The organism is Thermus amyloliquefaciens (assembly GCF_000744885.1).
GTDB classification, from domain to species: Bacteria; Deinococcota; Deinococci; order Deinococcales; family Thermaceae; genus Thermus; species Thermus amyloliquefaciens.
Genome location: NZ_JQMV01000003.1, coordinates 1370453 through 1389273, shown reverse-complemented (window position 1 = coordinate 1389273; position 18821 = coordinate 1370453). Strand labels below are relative to the sequence as shown.

Genomic DNA, 18821 nt, shown 5'->3' with positions numbered 1-18821 from the left:
GGGATGGAAAAGGTCTTTTACATCACCACCCCCATCTACTACGTGAACGCGGAACCCCACCTGGGCCACGCCTACACCACGGTGGTGGCGGACTTTCTGGCCCGCTGGCACCGGTTGGATGGGTACCGGACCTTTTTCCTCACCGGCACCGACGAGCATGGGGAAACCGTCTACCGGGCGGCCCTTGGGGCGGGGGAGGATCCCCAGGCCTTTGTGGACCGGGTATCCCAGCGCTTTCGCAAGGCTTGGGAGCTTCTGGGCATCGCCTACGACGATTTCATCCGTACCACGGAGGAGCGGCACAAGCGGGTGGTGCAACAGGTCTTGCAGAGGGTCTACGAGGCTGGGGACATCTACTACGGGGAGTACGAGGGGCTTTACTGCGTAAGCTGCGAGCGCTTTTACACGGAGAAGGAGCTGGAGGGGGATCTTTGCCCTATTCACGGCCGCCCCGTGGAGAGGAGGCGGGAGGGGAACTATTTCTTCCGCATGGAGAAGTACCGTGAGTGGCTCATTGACTACCTCCAGACCCATCCCGACCTCATCCGGCCCGAGGGGTATAGGAATGAGGTGCTCTCCATGCTCTCCGAGCCCGTGGGGGATCTTTCCATCTCCCGGCCCAAGGCCCGCGTCCCTTGGGGCATTCCCCTGCCCTGGGATGAGGCCCACGTGACCTACGTGTGGTTTGACGCCCTCCTCAACTACGTTTCCGCCCTGGGCTACCCCGAGGGGGAGCGGTACCGGGTCTTCTGGCCCCAGGCCTGGCACCTCATCGGCAAGGACATCCTGAAGCCCCATGCCGTCTTCTGGCCCACCATGTTGAAGGCGGCCGGCATTCCCATGTACCGCCACCTGAACGTGGGCGGCTTCCTCTTGGGGCCGGATGGGCGCAAGATGAGCAAGACCCTGGGGAACGTGGTGGACCCCTTTGCCCTAGCGGAGAAGTACGGGAAGGACGCGGTGCGCTACTACCTCCTCCGGGAAATCCCCTACGGCCAGGACACCCCCGTGGGCGAGGAGGCCCTCAAGAACCGGTACGAGGCGGACCTGGCGGACGACCTGGGGAACCTGGTGCAACGCACCCGGGCCATGCTCCTGCGCTACGCCGGGGGGCGGGTGCCGGAGCCGGTGCCCGGGGAGGGGTTGGAGGAGGGGAGGCTTCTCGTGGAGCGCCTCCGCCTCTTGGTGCGGGAGCTCAGGTTCCACGTGGCCCTCGAGGAGGTCATGGCCTACGTGAAGAGCCTGAACCGCTACCTCAACGAACGGCGCCCCTGGGAGCTCTATAGGCGGGATCCGGAGGGCGCAAAGGCGGTGCTCTACCGGGTGGTGGAGGGTTTGCGCATCGCCTCCATCGTCCTCACCCCGGCCATGCCGGAGAAGATGGCCGAGCTTCGGCGCGCCTTGGGGCTCAAGGAGGAGGTGCGTTTGGAGGAGGCGGAGCGTTGGGGCCTGGCCGAGCCCCGCCCCATTCCCCAGGAGGTCCCCCTGCTCTTTCCCAAGGAAACGGCCGGGGGCGGCCCGTCCCCGGCCGGGAAAGGAGACCGGGTGGAAGCGGCAAAAGCGGAAAACGCCCAGATTGGCCTCGAGGACTTCGCCAAGGTGGAGCTCCGGGTGGCGGAGGTGGTGGGGGCGGAAAAGCACCCCAACGCCGACAAGCTCCTGGTGCTCAGGCTTTCCCTGGGGAGCGAGGAGCGCACCGTGGTTTCCGGCATCGCCCAGTGGTACCGCCCCGAGGACCTGGTGGGGAAGAAGGTGGTGGTGGTGGCCAACCTGAAACCGGCCAAGCTCCGGGGCATAGAGAGCCAGGGGATGATCCTGGCGGCTTCGGAGGGGGATAAGCTGGCCCTGGTCACGGTGGAAGGGGACATTCCCCCTGGGGCTTGGGTGAAATAGCCTGGCGCGAGGGAAGGGAAAAGGGCCGGGTTTTTCCCGGCCCCTTGGCTTTCAAAGGGCTAGGTGCCGATGCAAGAAGAGCGAGGCCCAAAGGCTTTCTAGGGTCCCCGCCGTGGCGCAAGCCACGACGGGGTACTTAGCGGGTGGCGTTCAGCTCCTCCAGGGCCCGCTTGAGGATGGCGTCTTGCTCCAGGTCCAAGACCGCCTGCCCCCGGTCCTCGGGGAGGGGGCGCTGGCGCTGGGGTTCGGCGTAGGTGAACTTCCCCTCGGCATCGGCCTTGACCTTCACGGTCTTGCCGTTTAGGGTCACGGAGATCTCGGCGCCTGCCGGGGCCCCGGCCCCTTGCAGGGAGAAGGGGGTGGGGAAACGGGTGTCCTTCACCTCGATGTCGGGCTTCAGGCCCTCCTTGTTGATGGCCCGGTGCTTGGGGGTGAGCCACTCAAAGGTGACCAGGGTGAGCTCGCCTCCGTTGGCCAGGGTGTAGGGGGTTTGCCCCACGCCCTTGCCGAAGGTCTTTTCCCCAATGACCTTGGCCCGGCCGTAGTCCTGCAGGGCCCCGGCCACGATCTCGCTGGCGGAGGCGCTGTTCCCGTTGACCAGGACCACCATGGGGCCATCCCACAAGGGTTTCCCCGCGGCCTCGCACCAGACCCGGGTGAGGTTCTTGGTGCGGGTGTAGACGATGGGGCCTTCCTTCAAGAAGGCGCTGGCCACCGCGCAACCCTGGTCCAGGAGGCCTCCCCCGTTGTCGCGCAGGTCAAGGATGAGCTTCTTGATGCCCTGGGCCTTGAGCCCGTCAATGGCCCGCTTCAGCTGGTCCTCCACCTTGAAGTTGCCGAAGGTCTCCAGGGCGATGTAGCCCACGTCCCCGATCTTCCCCGTGGAGACGGAGATGATCTCCACCTTCTCCCGGATGAGCTCGAAGACCAGGGGAGCGGGGGTCCCCTCCCGGCGCACCTTGATGGTGACCTTGGTGCCCTCACGGCCCCGGATTCTGGCCACCACCTCTTGCAGGGGAAGGCCGGTCACATCCTCCCCGTCCACCTCCAGGATCACATCCCCCGCCCGCATCCCCGCCCGCTGGGCGGGCAGGCCCTTCATCACCCCTTCGATCTTGGCCCCCGTGCCGTCGGGGTTGGCGGGGGTGAGGGTGGCCCCGATGCCGAAGAACTCCCCCCTCAGGTCCTCCTGCCGGAGGCTTGCCCGTTGGGGCGGGGAGTAGCTGGTGAAGGGGTCCTTCAAGGCGGACACCATGCCCCCGATGGCCCCCTCCAATAGGGCGTTCAGCTTCTCCCGGGGCAAGGGTTCCAGGTAATCCTGCTGGATCCTTTGGTAGACCTCCAGGAGGGCCTGGCCGTTGGGGTTTTGCAGGGGGTTTTCCGCCTGGGGACGAGGAAGCTGGGCGTACACCAGGGCCAGGACCACCCCGAGCCCTGCGATGAGCCATGCGCGTTTTTTCATCTCTTCCCTCACCTAGCCTCCACTATAGCGCCCGAGCATGAGAAACAACCGTGGTCTGTCTTCCGTATAGTAAGGGCATGATCGCCTTCCACCGGGTGGGCCTGGAGTACCCCCGCACGGGGACCAAGGCGCTTTACAACGTGAGCCTCGAGGTGAAAAAGGGGGAGTTCGTCTACGTGGTGGGGCACTCGGGGGCGGGGAAGTCCACCCTGCTGGCCCTGATCCTGCGCCGGCTTCTGCCCACCCAGGGGGCGGTGTACTTTGCGGGCCAAAACCTCAGGCTCCTGAAAGGGGACCAGGTGGCCCTCCACCGCCGCAGGATCGGGATGGTCTTCCAGGACCACCGCCTCCTTGCCGACATGACGGTGGAGGAGAACCTGGCCTTTGTGCTCCGGGTGCAGGGGGTTTCCCCCAGGGAATGGGGAGAGCGCATCGCCATAGCCCTAAGGCGGGTGGGGCTTTCCCACAAGAAAAGGGCCTTTCCCGATGAGCTTTCGGTGGGGGAGGCCCAGCGGGTGGCCATCGCCCGGGCCTTGCTCCTGGACCCCCCGGTGATCCTGGCGGACGAGCCCACGGGAAACCTGGACCTGGACAACGCCCTCCAGGTGCTGGATATCCTCAAGGCCGCCCATCAGCGGGGGGCCACGGTGGTGGTGGCCACCCACAGCCGGGAGCTTTTGGAGGCCTATCCCGCGCGGGTGGTGGTGCTGAAGGCCGGGCAGGTGGTGCGGGACGAACGCCCTGGGGAAGGTGGTAGCATAAGGGTAAGGGAAAGCCCTGACCGGGGCGGAAAGGAGGGTGTATGAACGTCTACAAACTCATCGGCCGCAACCTGGAGATCACCGACGCCATTCGGGACTACGTGGAAAAGAAGCTTTCCCGCCTGGACCGCTACCAAAATGGGGAGCTCATGGCCAAGGTGGTGCTCTCCTTGGCGGGCAGCAACCACGTGGCCCGCAAGGCCAAGGCGGAGGTGCAGGTGGACCTCCCCGGGGGGCTCGTCAGGGTGGAGGAGGAGGATCCGGATCTCTATGCCGCCATCGACCGCATGGTGGACCGGCTGGAAACCCAGCTGAAGCGCTACAAGGAGCGGCGCTTCGTGGGCAAGCGGCACACCTACCAGGGGCCACCGCCCCCTGAGGTGCGGGACCTCGAGGCCCTGCGCAAGCCCGAGGAGGAGGAGGGTCCCAGGATCGTCCGGGTGAAGCGCTTTGAGATGAAGCCCATGGACCCGGAGGAGGCGGCCTTCCAGATGGAGGCCTTGGGTCACGACTTCTTCGTGTTCCGCAACGCCAAGACGGACGAGATCAACGTGATCTACCGCCGCAAGGACGGCAACTACGGGCTGATTGAGCCCGCGTGAAGGCCTTCAGTAGTAGGCGGAGGGATCCACAAAGCGGGTCTCTCCGCCTACGCGTACCGCCACCCTGAACTCCATCTCCTCCGGGCGGATGAGGAGGCCTCCCCCCGTGTAGCCGAGAAGCTGGCCCCTTTGCACCCTTTCCCCTTCCTGGACCAAGGGCTCCTGCAGGTTGGTGTAGACGGTGGAGAGGGTTTCCGTGTGCACCAGCATCACCGTGTAGCCCAGGTTGGGCAGGTAGAGGATTCCCGCCACGTACCCGTCGGCGGCGGCCTGGACCGGGCTTCCCGGGGCGGGGCCCTGGATGACCTGGAAGGGGCCTTCCTGCCCATAGGGCACCAGGATCCTCCCCCCGGGCACGGGGAAGGCCAGCCGGCCCACGGTGGCGGGCAGGGGGGGAGGGGGCACCACCACGCTCACCTCGGGCCCTCGGGGCCCTGGCTGGGCCGCTAGGCGGCGCCTCTCGGCTTCCTGCCTCCTTCGCGCCTCCTCCTCCCGCCTTCTTCGCTCCTCCTCCTGGCGCTGGAGTTCCAGGAGGCGTTGCCTTTCCGCCAGGACCCTCGCCTGTAGCTGGGCCAGCTGGGCTTGGAGGCGCTGCCGCTCCGTCAGGGCCTCCCGGAGAAGGGCCCTCTTGCCCTGTTCCTCCCGCCTGAGGCTCGCCAGGGTGGCCTCCAGCTCCCCCTTCTGTGCCTCGAGGGCCCTTTGGGTCTGCCCCAGGGCCTCCTCCTTGGCGGTGAGGTCGGCAAGGAGGAGGCCAAGCCGCTCCCGTTCCTCCCTCAGGGCCTTCAGGGTGGCCTGGAGGGTGCGCACCAAGGCCGCGTCCTGTTGGGAGAGGTAGCCCACCCAGCGGGCTCGCACCGCCAGGTCGGTGAAGGACTGGGCCCTGAGGAGGGGCAGGTAGCGGCCCGCCTTTTCCCTGTGCAGGCTTTGCATCAGCCTCCGTAGCCGCTCCTTGAGGTCGGCCAGGTCCCGCTCCAGCTTGGCGATGCGGGCCTCGGCCCGGGCCACCTCCGCCTTGAGGCGGGCGATCTCCTGCCGGAGGGCGGTGCGCTCCTTCTCCAGTCGGGCGATCTCCCCCTCGAGGCGGGCCTTCTCCTTGAGGAGGTTCTGCACCCGGTCCGTGAGGCGGGAAAGCTCCCGGTTCAGGGCCTGGATCCGGGCCTGGCTTTGGGCCTCCAGGGCCTTGGCCCGGGCGGCCTGTTCCTGCAAGCGGCGAAGGGTTTCCTCCTGGGTGGCCAAGCTCTGGCCCTGGGCGAGGAGGAGGAATAGGAAGGACACGAAGACCCAAAAACGCACTAGACCTCCCTCAGGTAGGCCCGGCTCGCGGCGTAGGCGCCCCCCGCCCCTAGGACCGCGGCCAGCAGCAGGACCACCCCCCCCGTGCGCCAAAGGTCGGGGGTGCTGAGGATGGGCAGGAAGGGCAAAAGCCCCTGGACCGCCTGCGCCAAGGCCCGGTAGAGAAGGCCCCCAAGGAGCACCGCCAAGACCCCCGCGCTTAGGGTGAGGATCACCCCTTCCCAAAGGAAGGGCCCTTGGATGAAGCGGCGGGTGGCCCCCACCAGGAGCATGATGCTCAGGGCCTCCTTGCGGCTTTCCACCGAGAGCCGGATGGAGCCCATCACGCTGAAGAAGGTGTTGAGGAGCAGGAGGCCCACCAGAAGCCCCATGGCCAGGCGGCTTCCCGAGAGCACCTGCACCAGGCGCTCGGTGAGCTCCCCGCCGTACTCCACCCCTTCCACCCCGGGAAGCCTCTTGAGCCTCTCCGCCACCTGGCGCACCGCCCCGGTTTCCTTAAGCCTCAGGCGCAGGGTATCGGGCAAGGGGTTTTCCACCAGGTCCTTGGCCTCGGCCAGGTAGGGGTAGTCCAGGACCAGCTGGGCCAGGGCTTCCTCCTTGCTCTGAAGCCGCACCTCCCCCACCTCGGGCCAGCCCTGGATCTCCGTGAGCAGGGCTTCCACGTTGGCCCCGCTTTGCAGGAAGGCCGCCACCTCCAGCTCCCGCTCCAGGGTCTCCACCACCCGCTCCAGGTTCCAAAGGAGGAGGCCCAGGAAGTAGAGGAGGGCAAAGGACACGAGCGCGGTGAAGAAGGTGGCGAGGCTCGAGGTGGGGTGACGGCGAATCTGCCGCAGGCCCTCGCGGATGGCGTACACGCCCTATATCTTACGCCTCTTGCGTGAGAAAGCGCTTTGGTCGGTAGCGGGCGAGGAGAACGCCTTGGGGAAGGGTTTCCGCGTCCAGAAGCGTTAACTCCAAGAAATCGTCCAGGAACCGCCTTCCCTGGCCTAGGACCACCGGGCAGTAGGCGAGCCGCACCTCTTCCAGGTGCGCCGTGAGGGCCTTGGCCAAGGTGGGCCCCCCCACGAGCCACAAGGCGGCGAGGCCCATGGCCGTGGCTTGGGGGAAGAGGGCTTCGGGGCTTGGCACCCGCACCCCGGGGCCCCTAAGGCCAGGCCTTTAGCTCACCACCAAGGCGGGCTTGTCCCCAAAGACCCATCCCAGGTCCAGGGCCTCCTCGTAGGTGCGCCTTCCCATCAGGAGGCCATCCACTTCTGCCAGAAGCCTGGGGATGTAGGCCTCGGCGGCTTCGGCAAAGGGCTGGAGCCAGCCCGGCCCCGCGGGATGGACCGCCACCCCGTCCAGGCTCACCGCCAGGTGGTAGATGACCCTCACCGTAGCCGCTCCTTGAGGTAGGCCAGCACGGTGTCCGCATCCTTGAAGGGGTTCACCCCCCGCCAGACCCGCTCGATGCGCCCCTCGGGGTGGATGAGGAAGGTGTCCCGGCTGTAGAGGCCGAAGAGGCTCCGCACCCCGTAGGCCCGGGCCAGCCGCCCGTCCCGGTCGGGGATCATCCCCCCTTGGAGGGCCAGCCGTTCCAGGAAGGCGCACTGCTCGGAGGCCGGGTCGTGGCTCACCCCAAAGACCTGGACCCCAAGCCGCTGGAACTCCCCGTAAAGCTCGGAGTAGCGCTTGGCCTGGGCGGTGCAGCCGGGGCTTCTGGCCTTGGGGTAAAACCAGAGCACCGCCCAGCTTCCCCGCAGGTCCACGGGGCGGCCGTAGCTATCCCGGGCCTGGAGGATAGGGGCCTTGTCCCCCGGGGCGAGGGGCTGGGTCCGGAGGAAGCCCAGGAGGAGGAGGTTGCGCACGCCCCCAGCCTAAGGGGGATGGGGAGGGGCGAAGGTGGCCGGGGCCGCAAAGGCCCAAAAGGTGTCCCCACCCTCCCACGCTGGGGAAAGGCTTGCTACCCTCAGGGCATGAGGTCCTTCCTGCTGGGCCTGTTCCTGGGGGGACTCCTGGGGGCGGGGATGGCTTGGGTGGCCCGGGGCCCTGGGGGGGTAGGGGGCTTTTCGGCGGGGGTTCCCGTGCAGCTTCCCCTGCCGCTCCAAGGCGGGGATGCCTGCGAGCCCCAGGTCTACCTCTTCCTGAACGGCCAGTTCTTCCGGATGCTCCCTGTGCCGGGGGGCGAACCCCAGGAGCTCTTCCCGGTGGAACCGGTGCCTAACCCCTTTGGGGGCTCCTGAAGCCCTTGAGTCCCCGCCCTTAGCTGGGGCTGAGGTAGCGCCTGGCCGCCAGGGCTAAAAGGGCCAGGAAGCCCCCCAGGAGGCCGAGGAGGCCGGTGGCTTCCTGGGGCTCCACCTCCACCCTTACCGCCTGGGCCAGTTCCCGGTAAAGGGCTAAGAGTTCCCCCTCGGAGGCCACCAGGAAGTGGCGCCCTCCGGTGAAGGCCGCCAGGGACCACAAAAGCTCCTCGTCCACCTCGTAGGCCCCGGCGAAGAAGCCGAAGGCGCTCACCGGGTCCTCGGGGCCTGGGGTCCAACCGGGCACCCCCACCCCCACGGCGAAGATGCGCACCCCCATGCGAGCCGCCTCGTTGGCGGCCTCCAGGGGGTCGGTACCGGTGCGGTTGCGCCCGTCGGTGAGGAGGAGGATGTCCCCTTTGCCCCCTGCCTGGCGGATGTTGTTCAGGGCCTCCAGGATCCCCTCGCCGATGGCGGTGGAGCGTCCGAATTCCAGGCTTTCCAGGCTTTCCCAAAGGCGCTTGCGGTCCGCGGTGGGGGGGTGGACGGTGTGGGCGTAGCCGCTGAAGGCCACCAGGGCCACCCGGAGGCCCCGGGGGGCCTCCTCCAGGAAGGTTTTGGCCGCTTGCTTGGCGGCCTCGAGGCGGTTGGGCTTCAGGTCGGAGGCCATCATGCTCCGGCTCACGTCCATCACCAGCACCACCACGTTCTCCCTGACCTGCCCGGGAAGCGGGAGGAGGGGCCTGGCGGCCCCCAGGGCCAGGAGGAGGAGCCCCAGGAGGAAAAGGGCCGTGGGCAACCAGGGAAGGGGTCCCCGGGCTTCCTTGGCCGCCTCCTTGAGGAGGGGCACCAGGGGGTGGGGGAGGCGTCCCTTGGGCCGCCTCCGGTAGAGGCCCAGGAGGAGGAAGGCCACGAGGAGCAGGAGGCTCAGGGCCTCAGGGGCCAGGAGGCTCACGGCCACCTCCCTTCTTGGGCCAGGTTCCGGTAGGCTCCGAAGGCGAGGAGCAGGAAGCCCGCCACCACCAAGGCCTGGGAGAGGTCCTGGTTCTGGATGCGCCAGACGTACCGGGGCCGTAGGGCCTGGTAAAGGGGTTGGAAGTCCTCCCCCAGGGCCGCGCCCCCCGTGGCCTGGGCCAGGCGCAGGAGGCGCAGGGGGTCGGCGGGCACGAAAAAGAGCCCCTGGCCGATGCGGCTCACCGCCCCCTGGGGATTTCCCAGGGGGCGCACGAAGACGGGCAGGCCGGCCCGCGCCAGCTCCGCCCCCACCTCCAGGGGGTCCTGGCCGGCGTTGGCCGCCCCGTCAGAGAGGAGGAGCAGGGCGGCGGGGGGCTGGGCCTTGGGCAGATCCCCCTCGGGGCCTTCCGGCCGGAGGGTGCGCTTGGCCTGGAGAAGGCCTTGCCCCAGGGGGCTCGTCCCCCCAGGCTTCAAGGCCTCCAGGGCCTGGAGGAGGGACTTGCGGTCGGTGGTGGGGGAAAGGACCAGGACCGCCTGGGGGCCAAAGGTCACCAGCCCCACCCTTACCGAGGGGTCCAGGCCCCGGAGGAAGGTTTTGGCGAGGTCCTTGGCCTTTTCCAGGCGGCTTGGGGTTTCGTCGTCCGCGGCCATGGAGTGGCTGGTGTCCACCACCAGCGCCACCTGGGTCAGGTTTTCCCGCCAGGGGAGGGGGGCCTCGAGGCGGCCCGCGGCAAGGAGCAGGGGGAGGGGGGCCAGGAGGTAGGGCCAGGCCGGTGGCCTAGGCCGGGGGGCGAAGGCGGGGTCCAGGCTCCTGAGGAGCCGCCTCCTGCCTGCCCGCTCCCCCCAGAGGAAGAGAAGCCCCCCAGCCCCCAGGAGGAGGAGGCCTAGGAGGAGGCCGGTGGGGTTTTGAAAGGCCACCTTCGCCTCCTTTCCACCAGCCCCAAGAGAAGGGGCACCAGGTCGTTCTCCGTGGAGGCCAGGAGGGGATGGGCCCTGGCGCGCTGCAGGCCCCTTATCCGCTCTTGCCGCAGGGCCTCGGCCCGCCTCCGGTAGGCCTCCCGCACCCTCCGGTCCAGGGCGTTCACCTCCACCGCCTCCCCCGTTTCCGGGTCCAGGAAGGAGAGCACGCCCGCTTCCGGGAGCGCCCGCTCCCAGGGGTCTTCCACCAGGACCGCCACCAGGTCGTGCCGGGCCGCCAGGCGGGCGAGGGGGGCCTCAAAGGGGTCCAGGAAGTCCGAGAAGACGAAAAGGAGGCTCCGCCGCCTGGCCACCCGTCCCAGGAGGTCCAAGGCTTCCCCCAAAGGAGCCCCGCGCCCCGGTTTAAGGGCTTCCCGCGCCAGGAGCAGAGCCTGCGCCTTGCCTCCTTTCGGGGGCAGGAGGCCGGTGGGCAGGATGGCCCCCACGCGGTTCCCGTGGCGCAGGGCGATGTAGGCCGCGCAGAGGGCCAGCTCCAGGGCCAGGGCGTACTTCTCCCGCCTCCTGGAGCCAAAGCGCATGGAGGGGCTGCCGTCCAGGAGCAGCCATAGGGTGAGCTCCCGCTCCTCCCGGAAGCGGCGCACGTGGAGCTCCCCTGTCCTGGCGGTGGCGGGCCAGTCGATGCGCTCCGCCTCGTCCCCGGGGCTGAAGGGGCTCACCTCCGCCAGGTCCAGGCTGCGGCCGTAGAACACCCCCCGGTAGTCCCCGAAGAGGAGCCCGTCCAAGGGGCGGACCACCTCAAGCTCCAGCCGGGCCAAGAGGGCTTCGGGCGTCTCCATACGGGTCATGCAGGGGCACGAAGGGCGGGGGCAGGCGCTGGAGGATGGCCTCCAGCACGGTTTCTGCCCTCACGTCCTCCGCCAGGGCCTGGTAGGAGAGGACCAGGCGGTGGCGGAGGGCGTCCAGGTAGAGGTCGCGGACGTCCTCGGGCAGGGCGTGGGCCCGGCCCCGCACCAGGGCCAGGGCCTTGGCCCCTTGCACCAGGGCCAAGGAGGCTCGAGGGCTGGCCCCGAAGGCCACGAAGGGCTTGAGGTCCCCAAGGCCCACCCTTTCCAGATGGCGGGTGGCTTGCACCAGGGCCACCGCGTGCTCCGCCACCTTGGGGTGCACGTAGACCCGGTCCGTCAGGCGGGAAAGGGAGAGGAGCTCCTCCAGGCTGAGGACCTGCTCCACGTGAATCTCCTCCCCCGCGGTCATGCGCTCCACGATGAGGAGCTCCTCGTGGAAGGCGGGGTAGTCCACCACCACCTTGAGGAGGAAGCGGTCCAGCTGGGCCTCGGGCAGAGGGTAGGTGCCCTCGCTTTCGATGGGGTTTTGCGTGGCCAGAACCAGGAAGGGCTGGGGCAAGGGGTAGGTCTCCTTGCCCAGGGTTACCTGCCGTTCCTGCATGGCCTCGAGGAGGGCGGACTGCACCTTGGCCGGGGCCCGGTTGATTTCGTCCGCCAGGAGGAGGTGGGCGAAGATGGGGCCAAGCTCGGTGCGGAACTCCCCGTCCTTGGGGTTGTAGATGCGGGTTCCCAGGAGGTCGGCGGGCACCAGATCGGGGGTGAACTGGATCCGCTGGAAGCTACCCCCCACGGCCCGGGCCAGGGTTTTCACCGCCAAGGTTTTGGCCAAGCCGGGCACCCCCTCGATGAGCAGGTGCCCCCGGGCGAGAAGGGCCACCAGCATGCGCTCCAGCAGGTGGTCCTGGCCCACGATGACCCGCTTCACCTCCTTCAGAAGGGCCCGGAGCTTCTCCCCCGCTTGCACAAAGGGTTCCTCTTCCCAGACCATGCCCACCCCCTGCGGTTTCCAGCCAGTATAGCCCCCCGGTGGGGGAGCGGTGGCCCTTAGGCCACATTTGGCCGGAAGAGGGCCTTGCCCTGGGCCTTTAGGGCCTCCCGCCAGGCCTCCAAGGGGAAGGCCCCCGCCACCAAGCGTTCCAGGCCCCCAAGCTCCGGGAGGAGGGCCACCGCCTGGGCGAACTCCTCCCGGGTGTAGGTGTAGCTTCCCGAAAGGGCCACCTCCTTGAACCAGAAGGGGGAGAGGTCGGCCCACTCCAGCCCAGGGGCTCCCAGGAGGAGCACCCTGCCCCCCTCTTGGGCCAGGGTGAGGGCCTGCCGGAAGCCAGCCCCGCTTCCCGAAGCCTCCACCACCGCTTCATACCCACCCCGGTACCCCTCAAAGAGGAGGTAGCGGTAGCGCCGGGCCCGGTCCTCGAGGGCCTCCTTGGCGCTTCCGTAGACCCGATCCGCTCCGAAGGCCAAGGCCCGCTCCGCCTGGTCGGGGTACTTGGCCACCGCGTGGACCTTCCCGGAAAACCCTAAGGCCCGAAGCAGCCTCACCGCGAGGAGGCCCAGGGTGCCCATGCCCAGGACGAGGATCTCCTCCGGCCAGGGGTGGAGCTTCCCTAGCCCCCGGAGCACCACCGCCAAGGGCTCGGCAAGCACCGCCCGCCCCTCGGGTACGCCCTCGGGGATGGGGTAAAGCCTTTCGGGCCGGGCCAGGATCCACTCCCCCCATCCCCCGGGGAGGTCCCGGTTGTAGCCCAGCATCCCCGGGGCCAGGGCCCCTTCGGCCACGTTCTGGCAAAGCCCCTCCTCTCCCCGCTGGCAGGCGGGGCAGGGGGCAAGCCCCCGGTCGGCGCAGGCGAGGAGGGGGTTTACGGCCACCAGGCTTCCCTCCACCTCTCCCAGGATCTCGTGGCCCAGGACGGCGGGAAAGGAGAAGAAGGGGCTTATGGAGGGGGGGCTTTTCCCGTGGAGGAGGGCGAGGTCCGAGCCGCAGACCCCGCTTAGGCGCACCCGCACCCGCAAGAACCCCTCCCGCTCGGGCAGGGGCACCTCCGCCAGGCGCAAGGGGAGAAGCCCCTTGGGAAAGCGTTTGCCCAGGGCCCTTGCGGCGAAGAAGCGGGGCAGGGAGGGGGTGTAGAGGAGGGCCTTCATGACATGGGCACGGTGCGGATGAGCTTGCCCTCAATCCGCTCCATGATCTCCTCCAGGCTGCGCCCGGTGATGGTGAGGCCGTGGTTCTTGAGGCCCACCACCGCCCGGGTGGGGTCGGGGGCCTGGCGCACCTTCTCCGCCACCGCCTGGGCCAGCTCGTAGGTGCCGCAGGGGTAGTTGAAGGGGGTGGCGGGCACCCCTTCCATCCAGGCGTGCACGTGCAGGATGGCCCCCACCCCGGGGTGTTCCCGGTAGATCATCCAGTGCTCAATGGCGTCCACGCTCACCCGCCGGGGCTCCACATGGGGGGGGACGGAGAGGAGGATGGCGTTCTGCTCGGGATCGTAGTCCTTCACCATGAGGATGTCCCGGCCGATCTCCTTTAGGTTGGCCTTGTCCACCCCGCTGGCCGACATCCAGAAGCGCCCCTTGTCCTTGCGCACGGAGAGGTTGCCATACGAAAGCCCGCCGATGCCATAAAGCCGCTTCACGTGGCGGAGGTCCTCGGGGGGAAGGATCTCCTCAATGGGGAAGGGGGCGGGAAGGAGGTCCCACTCCTTGAGCTTTTTTCCCGCCCAGTACATGCTTTCCGTGAGCTCGTCCCCTTGCCAAAGCTCAGGCTCGAGGTCCTTGTGGAAGACGTTGTTGATGACCAGGCGGCTACAGGCGATGGGCCTTAGGCGGGCGGCCACCCTTTCGTAAAACCCCTCCCCTATGGGTTCGTCGTAGTGCCCCAGCTCCAGGGTGAGGAACTTCACCCCTTGGCCGGGAACGTAGGCCAGGAGCACGTTGGAAAGGGCGCGGACCAGGTAGGGGTAGAGGGCTTGCAGGGGTTCTTGGGGGAACTCCGAAAGCTCCAGCACCGAGGCCACGAAGGTGGCCTGGGCCCGCCGGCGGTAAGGGCGCGGGTTTTCCAGGGAAATGGCGTTCAGCACCAGGTTGGGGGCCTGGGCCTTGGGGTTGTGGCGGAACCCCTGGGCTTCCAGGGCTTTGCCCAGCCCTTCCAAAAAGGCTTGGACGGTGGGGGAGGCCTCGCCGTGGATCAGGTACTCCCACATATGCCCTCCTTGTTCTGCTCCCTAGCCTACCCGATACTTGGCTTATGGCGGAAGCCTTGTGGGGTAAGGCGGCCCTTTGGCCGGGGATCGGGGTGGGGCATTTCACCGACCTCGAGGCCCTCACGGGTTGCACCGTGGTCCTGGTGGAGGAGGGGGCTGTGGGGGCGGTGGACGTGCGGGGGGCGGCCCCCGGCACCCGGGAGACGGACCTCCTCCAACCGGAAAACACCGTGGAAAGGGTGCAGGCCGTTCTCCTCACCGGGGGAAGCGCCTTCGGCCTGGCGGCGGCGGAGGGGGTGGTGCGCTACCTGGCGGAGCGGGGGAGGGGCTTTCCCACCCCTGGGGGTGTGGTGCCCATCGTGCCCGCGGCGGTGCTTTACGACCTGGGCCGGGGCAGGGTCCACCGCCCTCCCGATGGGGAGGCGGGCTACCGGGCGGCCTTGGCTTCCGGGTCTGAGCCTTGGGAGGGGAGCGTGGGGGCGGGTACCGGGGCGGTGGCGGGCGGGGTCAAGGGCGGGGTGGGCCTGGCGGGGTATGCCTTGGAAGAGGGGTACCGGGTCCTGGCCCTGGCGGCGGTGAACAGCCTGGGCCGCCCCTTTGACCCCAGGACGGGGAGGCTTTACGGGGAGGAGCTTTTGGCGGAAGAGGAGAGGGCCCTTTTGCCGGACCGCTCCCGCTACCGGGGGAGGCCTGAGGACTACCGCTACCCCTTCCTCCTGGGCCAGAACACCACCCTGGCGGTGGTGGCCACGGACGCCCCCTTGAGCAAGGCCCAGGCCAAGAGGCTTGCCATCATGGCCCAGGATGGCATCGCCCGGGCCATCCGGCCGGCCCACACCCCCCTGGACGGGGACCTGGTCTTCGCCTTGGCCCTGGGGGAGGGGAAGGGGGTGGACCCTTACGCCCTGTTGCGCCTTGGGGCCTACGCCGCCGATGCCGTGACCCGGGCGGTCCTGCGGGCGGTTTTGCTGGCGGAAGGCGTACCGGGCCTTCCCGCCTACCGGGACCTTGTGGGCTGACTACCGCCCGGGGAAGGGGGCGAGCTCCACCTCCAGGCGGAAGACCTCCCCGCCCCGGCGTACGGTGAGGCGGACCCTTTCCCCCACCTGGTGGCGGCGGACCTCCCGAAGGAGGTCCTCGAAGCTGTTCACCGGGACCCCGTTGACCTCGAGGATCACGTCCGGTACCCCTCCCGATTCCAGACCCTTTAACCCTGCCCGGTGGGCGGCCCCGCCCGGCACCACCTCCCCCACCACCACGCCCCCTGGGGGTAGGCCCAGCTCCCGGGCCAGCTCCGGGGTAAGCCCCCGGGGGCCCCTAAGGCCCAGGTAGGGCCAGTAGCTCCTTTGCCCCTGCTCGAGCCTGGCCAGGACCGGGCCCCGGTCCGCAAGGGGGGTGAAGAAGCTCCGGAAGCCCTCCTCCGTCTGGCCGATGGCCACCGCCACCCCCACCACCTTCCCCTCCAGGTTCAACACGGGCCCCCCCGAGTCCCCAGGGGATAGGGGGAGGGTGGTCTCCACCAGGCCTTGGGGCAGGAAGGGAGAGGGGTCTGCGGAAACCCGGGTGACGCGCCCATAGCGGGGGGCGATGAACTGGTCCCGGCCGTTGCCGATGTGCAGGAGGGCTTCCCCCACCTGTGGGCGCCTTTGGGTTTCCAAGGGCAGGAGGGCTGGGGCCTGGGCCGCCGTGGCCAGGACCGCCAGGTCCAGGGGCTCGGCGAAGCCCAGGAGGGTGGCCGTGGCCCGGCTCTGGTTGGCGAGCACCAGGGTGTAGGGCCCCCCCTCCCCCACCACGTGGTAGGCGGTGAGCACCAGGCCGGGGGCATAGAAGAACCCCGTGCCCCGGCTTCCCTCAGGGCCATCGATGCGGAGGACCGCCGGGTGGGCCCGGGCATAGACCTCCTGAAGCCCCGCGGGCGGGGCTTGCACGGGCTCGGCCCAGCGCAGGCGCGGCTCCGTGGCCAGGAGGGCGTAGAGGGCTAGGCCAAAGGGTACCAGAAGGGCAAAACCCCAGGCTTGCCTCATGCCCCCATTGTGCAACCCCCTGGCCGCAGCAAAGGAGCCTTCCCCACCATCTGGGCCTCAGTGCCAAAGCAGGAGGAGGCCCAGGAGGAAGAACCCCGCCGCCGGCCAGGGGTGGGGCCGCCGGAGGAGGAGGTGAAGGAGAACCACCCCGATGAGGGCCAGGAGGGGGTGGGGGAGGGGTTGCCACACGAAGACCAGGTGGAGGAGGCCCAAAAGGGCGTTCAGGTCGTAAAGCCCCAGGAGAAGGCGGATGGGCCTGGTGACCTCCTTCCGCAGGAAGAGGTAAAGCCCTGCCACGAAGGCGAGCCCCACCAGGGCCCACCCCAGGAACCGGTGGAGGGCGGGTACCCCCAAAAGGGCGGTGGGAAGCCCCTGGAGGGTGTAGCCCAAGGCGGTGGCCAGGACCACCAGGAGGCCAAAGCCCATCTGCGTCCAGCCGATGACCCGGGCCTCCACCGGGGGCCTGAGAAGGGCCAGGCTCCCATAAAGGGCCAGCAGGAGAAGGGCGAGGGTCGTGGGAGCGGGAAGGAGCCCTTGGCCTTGAAGGAGAAGGGCGAGAAGGGTAGCGGTCCAGAGGGCCAGGTGGGCGGGGTAAGCCTTGGGGTGGCCTCCCCGGGCCCGGAGGACCTGGGTGCGGGCGTAGTAGAGGGCGGCGATATCCCTCAGGGCCAAGGCCAAAAAGCTTCCCCAGGCGATCTCTGCTCCCAAGCCACCTGCCAGCACCCCCGCTGGGGCTAAGGAGGCCATGGTCAAGGCGGCGGCGATCTCGGGGAAGAGGTCCCGGGAGCGGTTGGCGGCATCCGCCCAAAGCATATAGGCCCCTAGGGGTAGGGCGAGGAGAAGGGGAAGAAGAAAGGGGCCTTGCGCGGTTAGGGCCGTAAGGAGAAGGCCTAGGGAGGCCAAGGCCGCGTAGCCTCCCCCCACCTTCAGGGCCAGGCCGGTTCGGGGATAGCGCCTGCGCTTCCGCAGGTCCTGGTAGGCCAGCTTCAAGGGGTGCCGGGCCAGGAACCCGAAGAGGCCCAGGAGAAAAAGGCCCAGGGTGTGGGGTCCTGGCGAGAGCAAAAGGCCCAGGAGGAGGGGTTCCAGGGTGAACCCCCAGCCCCCGTGCTCCGTGGGGAGGGCCACGGTTTTCAGGGGAACACCTGCCGCACGCATACCGTTCTCCAAGATGGGGTTCCCTAGCCCCAGAGTACCTCCAGCATGAGGAGGGCAAAGAGCGTTCCGGCCAAGAGGGAAAGGGTGGCAAAGACCCCCCATAGGGGGTTCCCAAGTCCCAGGCCCCAGGCCAAGGCCATGCCCAGAAGGCCAAGATTGGCCAGAAGCACCTGGAAGAGGGCCAGTCCTGGCCTGCGGAAGACCACCCCCCGGAACCGGGGCAAGGCGTGGTAGGCCACCCCGTAGATCATAAGGCTCACGAAGCCTAGGAGTTGCAGGTGGGCATGGGCGGGCCGCCAGGTGTGGGGAAGGAGGCCCAGACCGAGGAGGAGGCCCACCAGGTTGGCGGCCAGGAACCAGAGGAGGGCGGAGGTGAGGGCCAGGCGGCTTGCCGGGATCATGGTCTGGGGGTGATGATGCCAAGCACCAGAAAGCTTCCCTCCCCGGCTTTGGCCCCGTGGGCCTCCCCGGGCTCCGCGGCCAGGAGGGTACCGGGGGTGGCGGGAAGGCTCCGTTCCCCGGCCCAAAGGAGGCCCTGCCCCTCGAGGCAAAGCAGGTGGACCCGGGGCTCCCCTTTGCCCCGCACCTCCTGTCCCCCCTGCAGGCTGAAGAGGACCAGGCGCACCTCCGGGTGGTCGGCCAGGAGCTCAACCCCCCGCACCGTTCCGTAGCGGGCCTTCTCCAGGAGGTTCATGCCCTTTCCCCCTCTAAGAAGGCCTCCAGGGCCCGAAGCACCGCCTCTGGCTCCCGGCCTGCGGCCTTGGCCGCCTCCCCCAGGGGTTCCGCCCCGCCGCAACAGGTGTCCAGGCCTAGCCCATTGAGAAGCTCCACCGCCTTGGGGAAGCGCCGGAGGGTCTCGTTGACCGTGGTGTTCAGGGTGATCCCCTCCATGCCCCTTAGCCTTGGGCGTCCAGGGGTTTTCCCGCCATGACCTCGGTCAAGCCCTCTGGGGCGCTTCGGGGAGGAGGTCCTTGAGGGTGAGGCTGGAAAAGGCCTTGCGGATCTCCTGGTTCATGCGCACCAGAGTGGGCTTGAGGTAGCAAAACCCCCGCCTTTCCTCCGTGGGGCAACGCCCCAGGGTGGCGCAGAGGTCCAGGGCCACGGGACCGGAGAGGCTTTCCATCACCTTGAGGAGGGAGATCTCCTCGAGGGGAAGTCTGAGCCACACCCCCCCGGCCCGGCCCATGCGGCTTTCCACCAGGCCGGCTTTGGCCAGTTTGGAGAGCACCTTGGCCAGGAAGGCGGGCGGGGCCTTGAGCTTCTTGGCGATTTCCGCCGCACCAAGCCCCGGTTCCTCTGCCAACAACAAAAGCGCATGAAGGGCGTAGGACTCTTCGCGTCTCAAAAGGCTCCGCACCGGCATGTCCACATAGTAATTCCCTTGGATTTAGTCCCCCGGGGGATGCGGGGAAGGGCACTACCTTCCCCCGGTGAACCAGGCCTGGGACAGGAGTGGTGGTAGAGGTAGTGGAGGAGGGGTTCCATGGCCTGAAGAGGG

The 18821-nt window shown here is 68.6% G+C and carries 23 protein-coding genes; 5 read left to right on the top strand and 18 right to left on the bottom strand.

Annotated features, from left to right (window positions below):
* Positions 1-3 precede the first annotated feature (3 nt).
* Positions 4-1893 (top strand): methionine--tRNA ligase, encoded by a 1890-nt coding sequence (gene metG / locus BS74_RS07445; protein ID WP_038057515.1) that lies wholly within the window; start codon positions 4-6, stop codon positions 1891-1893.
* Positions 1894-2029: 136 nt separating this feature from the next.
* Here the strand turns inward: metG and BS74_RS07440 are convergent, their stop codons facing one another.
* Positions 2030-3355, bottom strand: coding sequence for a S41 family peptidase (locus BS74_RS07440; protein ID WP_038059001.1), 1326 nt, complete (start codon positions 3353-3355; stop codon positions 2030-2032).
* A 77-nt stretch (positions 3356-3432) separates the two neighbouring features.
* Between BS74_RS07440 and ftsE the strand changes: the two genes are divergently transcribed.
* Complete coding sequence (gene ftsE / locus BS74_RS07435) at positions 3433-4161, top strand: cell division ATP-binding protein FtsE (protein WP_038057513.1); 729 nt, start codon at positions 3433-3435, stop codon at positions 4159-4161.
* Positions 4158-4718, top strand: a complete 561-nt coding sequence (gene hpf / locus BS74_RS07430) for a ribosome hibernation-promoting factor, HPF/YfiA family (RefSeq protein WP_038057512.1) — start codon at positions 4158-4160, stop codon at positions 4716-4718. Before ftsE ends, hpf begins: the two co-directional genes overlap by 4 nt.
* Positions 4719-4724: 6 nt before the next feature.
* Here the strand turns inward: hpf and BS74_RS07425 are convergent, their stop codons facing one another.
* From BS74_RS07425 to BS74_RS07405, 5 genes are read right to left on the bottom strand one after another with little or no spacing between them, the layout of a single operon-like run.
* The gene (locus BS74_RS07425) at positions 4725-6011 is read right to left on the bottom strand and encodes a murein hydrolase activator EnvC family protein (protein ID WP_185747712.1); all 1287 of its coding nucleotides are present in this window, start codon (positions 6009-6011) and stop codon (positions 4725-4727) included.
* On the bottom strand, positions 6011-6865 hold the full coding sequence (locus tag BS74_RS07420) for a cell division protein FtsX (RefSeq protein WP_038057510.1): 855 nt from the start codon (positions 6863-6865) through the stop codon (positions 6011-6013). The genes BS74_RS07425 and BS74_RS07420 overlap by 1 nt, the downstream gene beginning before the upstream one ends.
* Positions 6866-6875: 10 nt before the next feature.
* A complete protein-coding gene (locus tag BS74_RS07415; protein ID WP_038057508.1) occupies positions 6876-7145 on the bottom strand; it encodes a dihydrofolate reductase family protein in 270 nt (89 codons plus the stop codon).
* Between the two features lie 24 nt (positions 7146-7169).
* The gene (locus BS74_RS07410; RefSeq protein ID WP_038057506.1) at positions 7170-7385 is read right to left on the bottom strand and encodes a dihydrofolate reductase family protein; all 216 of its coding nucleotides are present in this window, start codon (positions 7383-7385) and stop codon (positions 7170-7172) included.
* Positions 7382-7858: a peroxiredoxin gene (locus BS74_RS07405; protein WP_051946811.1), complete on the bottom strand. Its 477-nt coding sequence runs from the start codon at positions 7856-7858 to the stop codon at positions 7382-7384. Before BS74_RS07405 ends, BS74_RS07410 begins: the two co-directional genes overlap by 4 nt.
* Before the next feature lie 108 nt (positions 7859-7966).
* Between BS74_RS07405 and BS74_RS07400 the strand changes: the two genes are divergently transcribed.
* Positions 7967-8233: a hypothetical protein gene (locus BS74_RS07400; protein WP_038057504.1), complete on the top strand. Its 267-nt coding sequence runs from the start codon at positions 7967-7969 to the stop codon at positions 8231-8233.
* 19 nt (positions 8234-8252) lie between these two features.
* Here the strand turns inward: BS74_RS07400 and BS74_RS07395 are convergent, their stop codons facing one another.
* The 6 genes from BS74_RS07395 to BS74_RS07370 are packed head-to-tail and all read right to left on the bottom strand — an operon-like array spanning position 8253 to position 14144.
* Entirely contained in the window at positions 8253-9185 is a 933-nt protein-coding gene (locus BS74_RS07395; protein ID WP_038058996.1) for a vWA domain-containing protein, read from the bottom strand.
* Positions 9182-10102: a vWA domain-containing protein gene (locus tag BS74_RS07390; protein ID WP_038057503.1), complete on the bottom strand. Its 921-nt coding sequence runs from the start codon at positions 10100-10102 to the stop codon at positions 9182-9184. Before BS74_RS07390 ends, BS74_RS07395 begins: the two co-directional genes overlap by 4 nt.
* Entirely contained in the window at positions 10069-10938 is an 870-nt protein-coding gene (locus BS74_RS13015; protein WP_038057501.1) for a DUF58 domain-containing protein, read from the bottom strand. Before BS74_RS13015 ends, BS74_RS07390 begins: the two co-directional genes overlap by 34 nt.
* A complete protein-coding gene (locus BS74_RS07380; protein WP_038057499.1) occupies positions 10898-11935 on the bottom strand; it encodes an AAA family ATPase in 1038 nt (345 codons plus the stop codon). Before BS74_RS07380 ends, BS74_RS13015 begins: the two co-directional genes overlap by 41 nt.
* A gap of 56 nt (positions 11936-11991) precedes the next feature.
* On the bottom strand, positions 11992-13086 hold the full coding sequence (locus BS74_RS07375; protein WP_038057497.1) for a zinc-dependent alcohol dehydrogenase: 1095 nt from the start codon (positions 13084-13086) through the stop codon (positions 11992-11994).
* A complete protein-coding gene (locus BS74_RS07370) occupies positions 13083-14144 on the bottom strand; it encodes a class II aldolase/adducin family protein (RefSeq protein WP_038057495.1) in 1062 nt (353 codons plus the stop codon). The genes BS74_RS07375 and BS74_RS07370 overlap by 4 nt, the downstream gene beginning before the upstream one ends.
* A gap of 44 nt (positions 14145-14188) precedes the next feature.
* Between BS74_RS07370 and BS74_RS07365 the strand changes: the two genes are divergently transcribed.
* Complete coding sequence (locus BS74_RS07365; protein WP_038057493.1) at positions 14189-15163, top strand: P1 family peptidase; 975 nt, start codon at positions 14189-14191, stop codon at positions 15161-15163.
* Here BS74_RS07365 and BS74_RS07360 read toward each other — a convergent pair whose 3' ends face one another.
* Genes BS74_RS07360 through BS74_RS07335 form a run of 6 tightly spaced genes read right to left on the bottom strand, consistent with a single transcriptional unit; the run spans position 15164 to position 18668 of the window.
* The gene (locus tag BS74_RS07360; RefSeq protein ID WP_038057491.1) at positions 15164-16168 is read right to left on the bottom strand and encodes a S1C family serine protease; all 1005 of its coding nucleotides are present in this window, start codon (positions 16166-16168) and stop codon (positions 15164-15166) included.
* A 57-nt stretch (positions 16169-16225) separates the two neighbouring features.
* Complete coding sequence (locus BS74_RS13010; RefSeq protein ID WP_038057490.1) at positions 16226-17323, bottom strand: HAMP domain-containing protein; 1098 nt, start codon at positions 17321-17323, stop codon at positions 16226-16228.
* Positions 17324-17346: 23 nt separating this feature from the next.
* Entirely contained in the window at positions 17347-17724 is a 378-nt protein-coding gene (locus BS74_RS07350; protein WP_038057489.1) for a hypothetical protein, read from the bottom strand.
* Positions 17721-18017, bottom strand: a complete 297-nt coding sequence (locus tag BS74_RS07345) for a cupin domain-containing protein (protein ID WP_038057488.1) — start codon at positions 18015-18017, stop codon at positions 17721-17723. The genes BS74_RS07350 and BS74_RS07345 overlap by 4 nt, the downstream gene beginning before the upstream one ends.
* A complete protein-coding gene (locus tag BS74_RS07340; protein ID WP_038057486.1) occupies positions 18014-18214 on the bottom strand; it encodes a DUF542 domain-containing protein in 201 nt (66 codons plus the stop codon). Before BS74_RS07340 ends, BS74_RS07345 begins: the two co-directional genes overlap by 4 nt.
* A 46-nt stretch (positions 18215-18260) precedes the next feature.
* Positions 18261-18668, bottom strand: coding sequence for an RrF2 family transcriptional regulator (locus tag BS74_RS07335; RefSeq protein ID WP_245606093.1), 408 nt, complete (start codon positions 18666-18668; stop codon positions 18261-18263).
* Positions 18669-18821 lie beyond the last annotated feature (153 nt).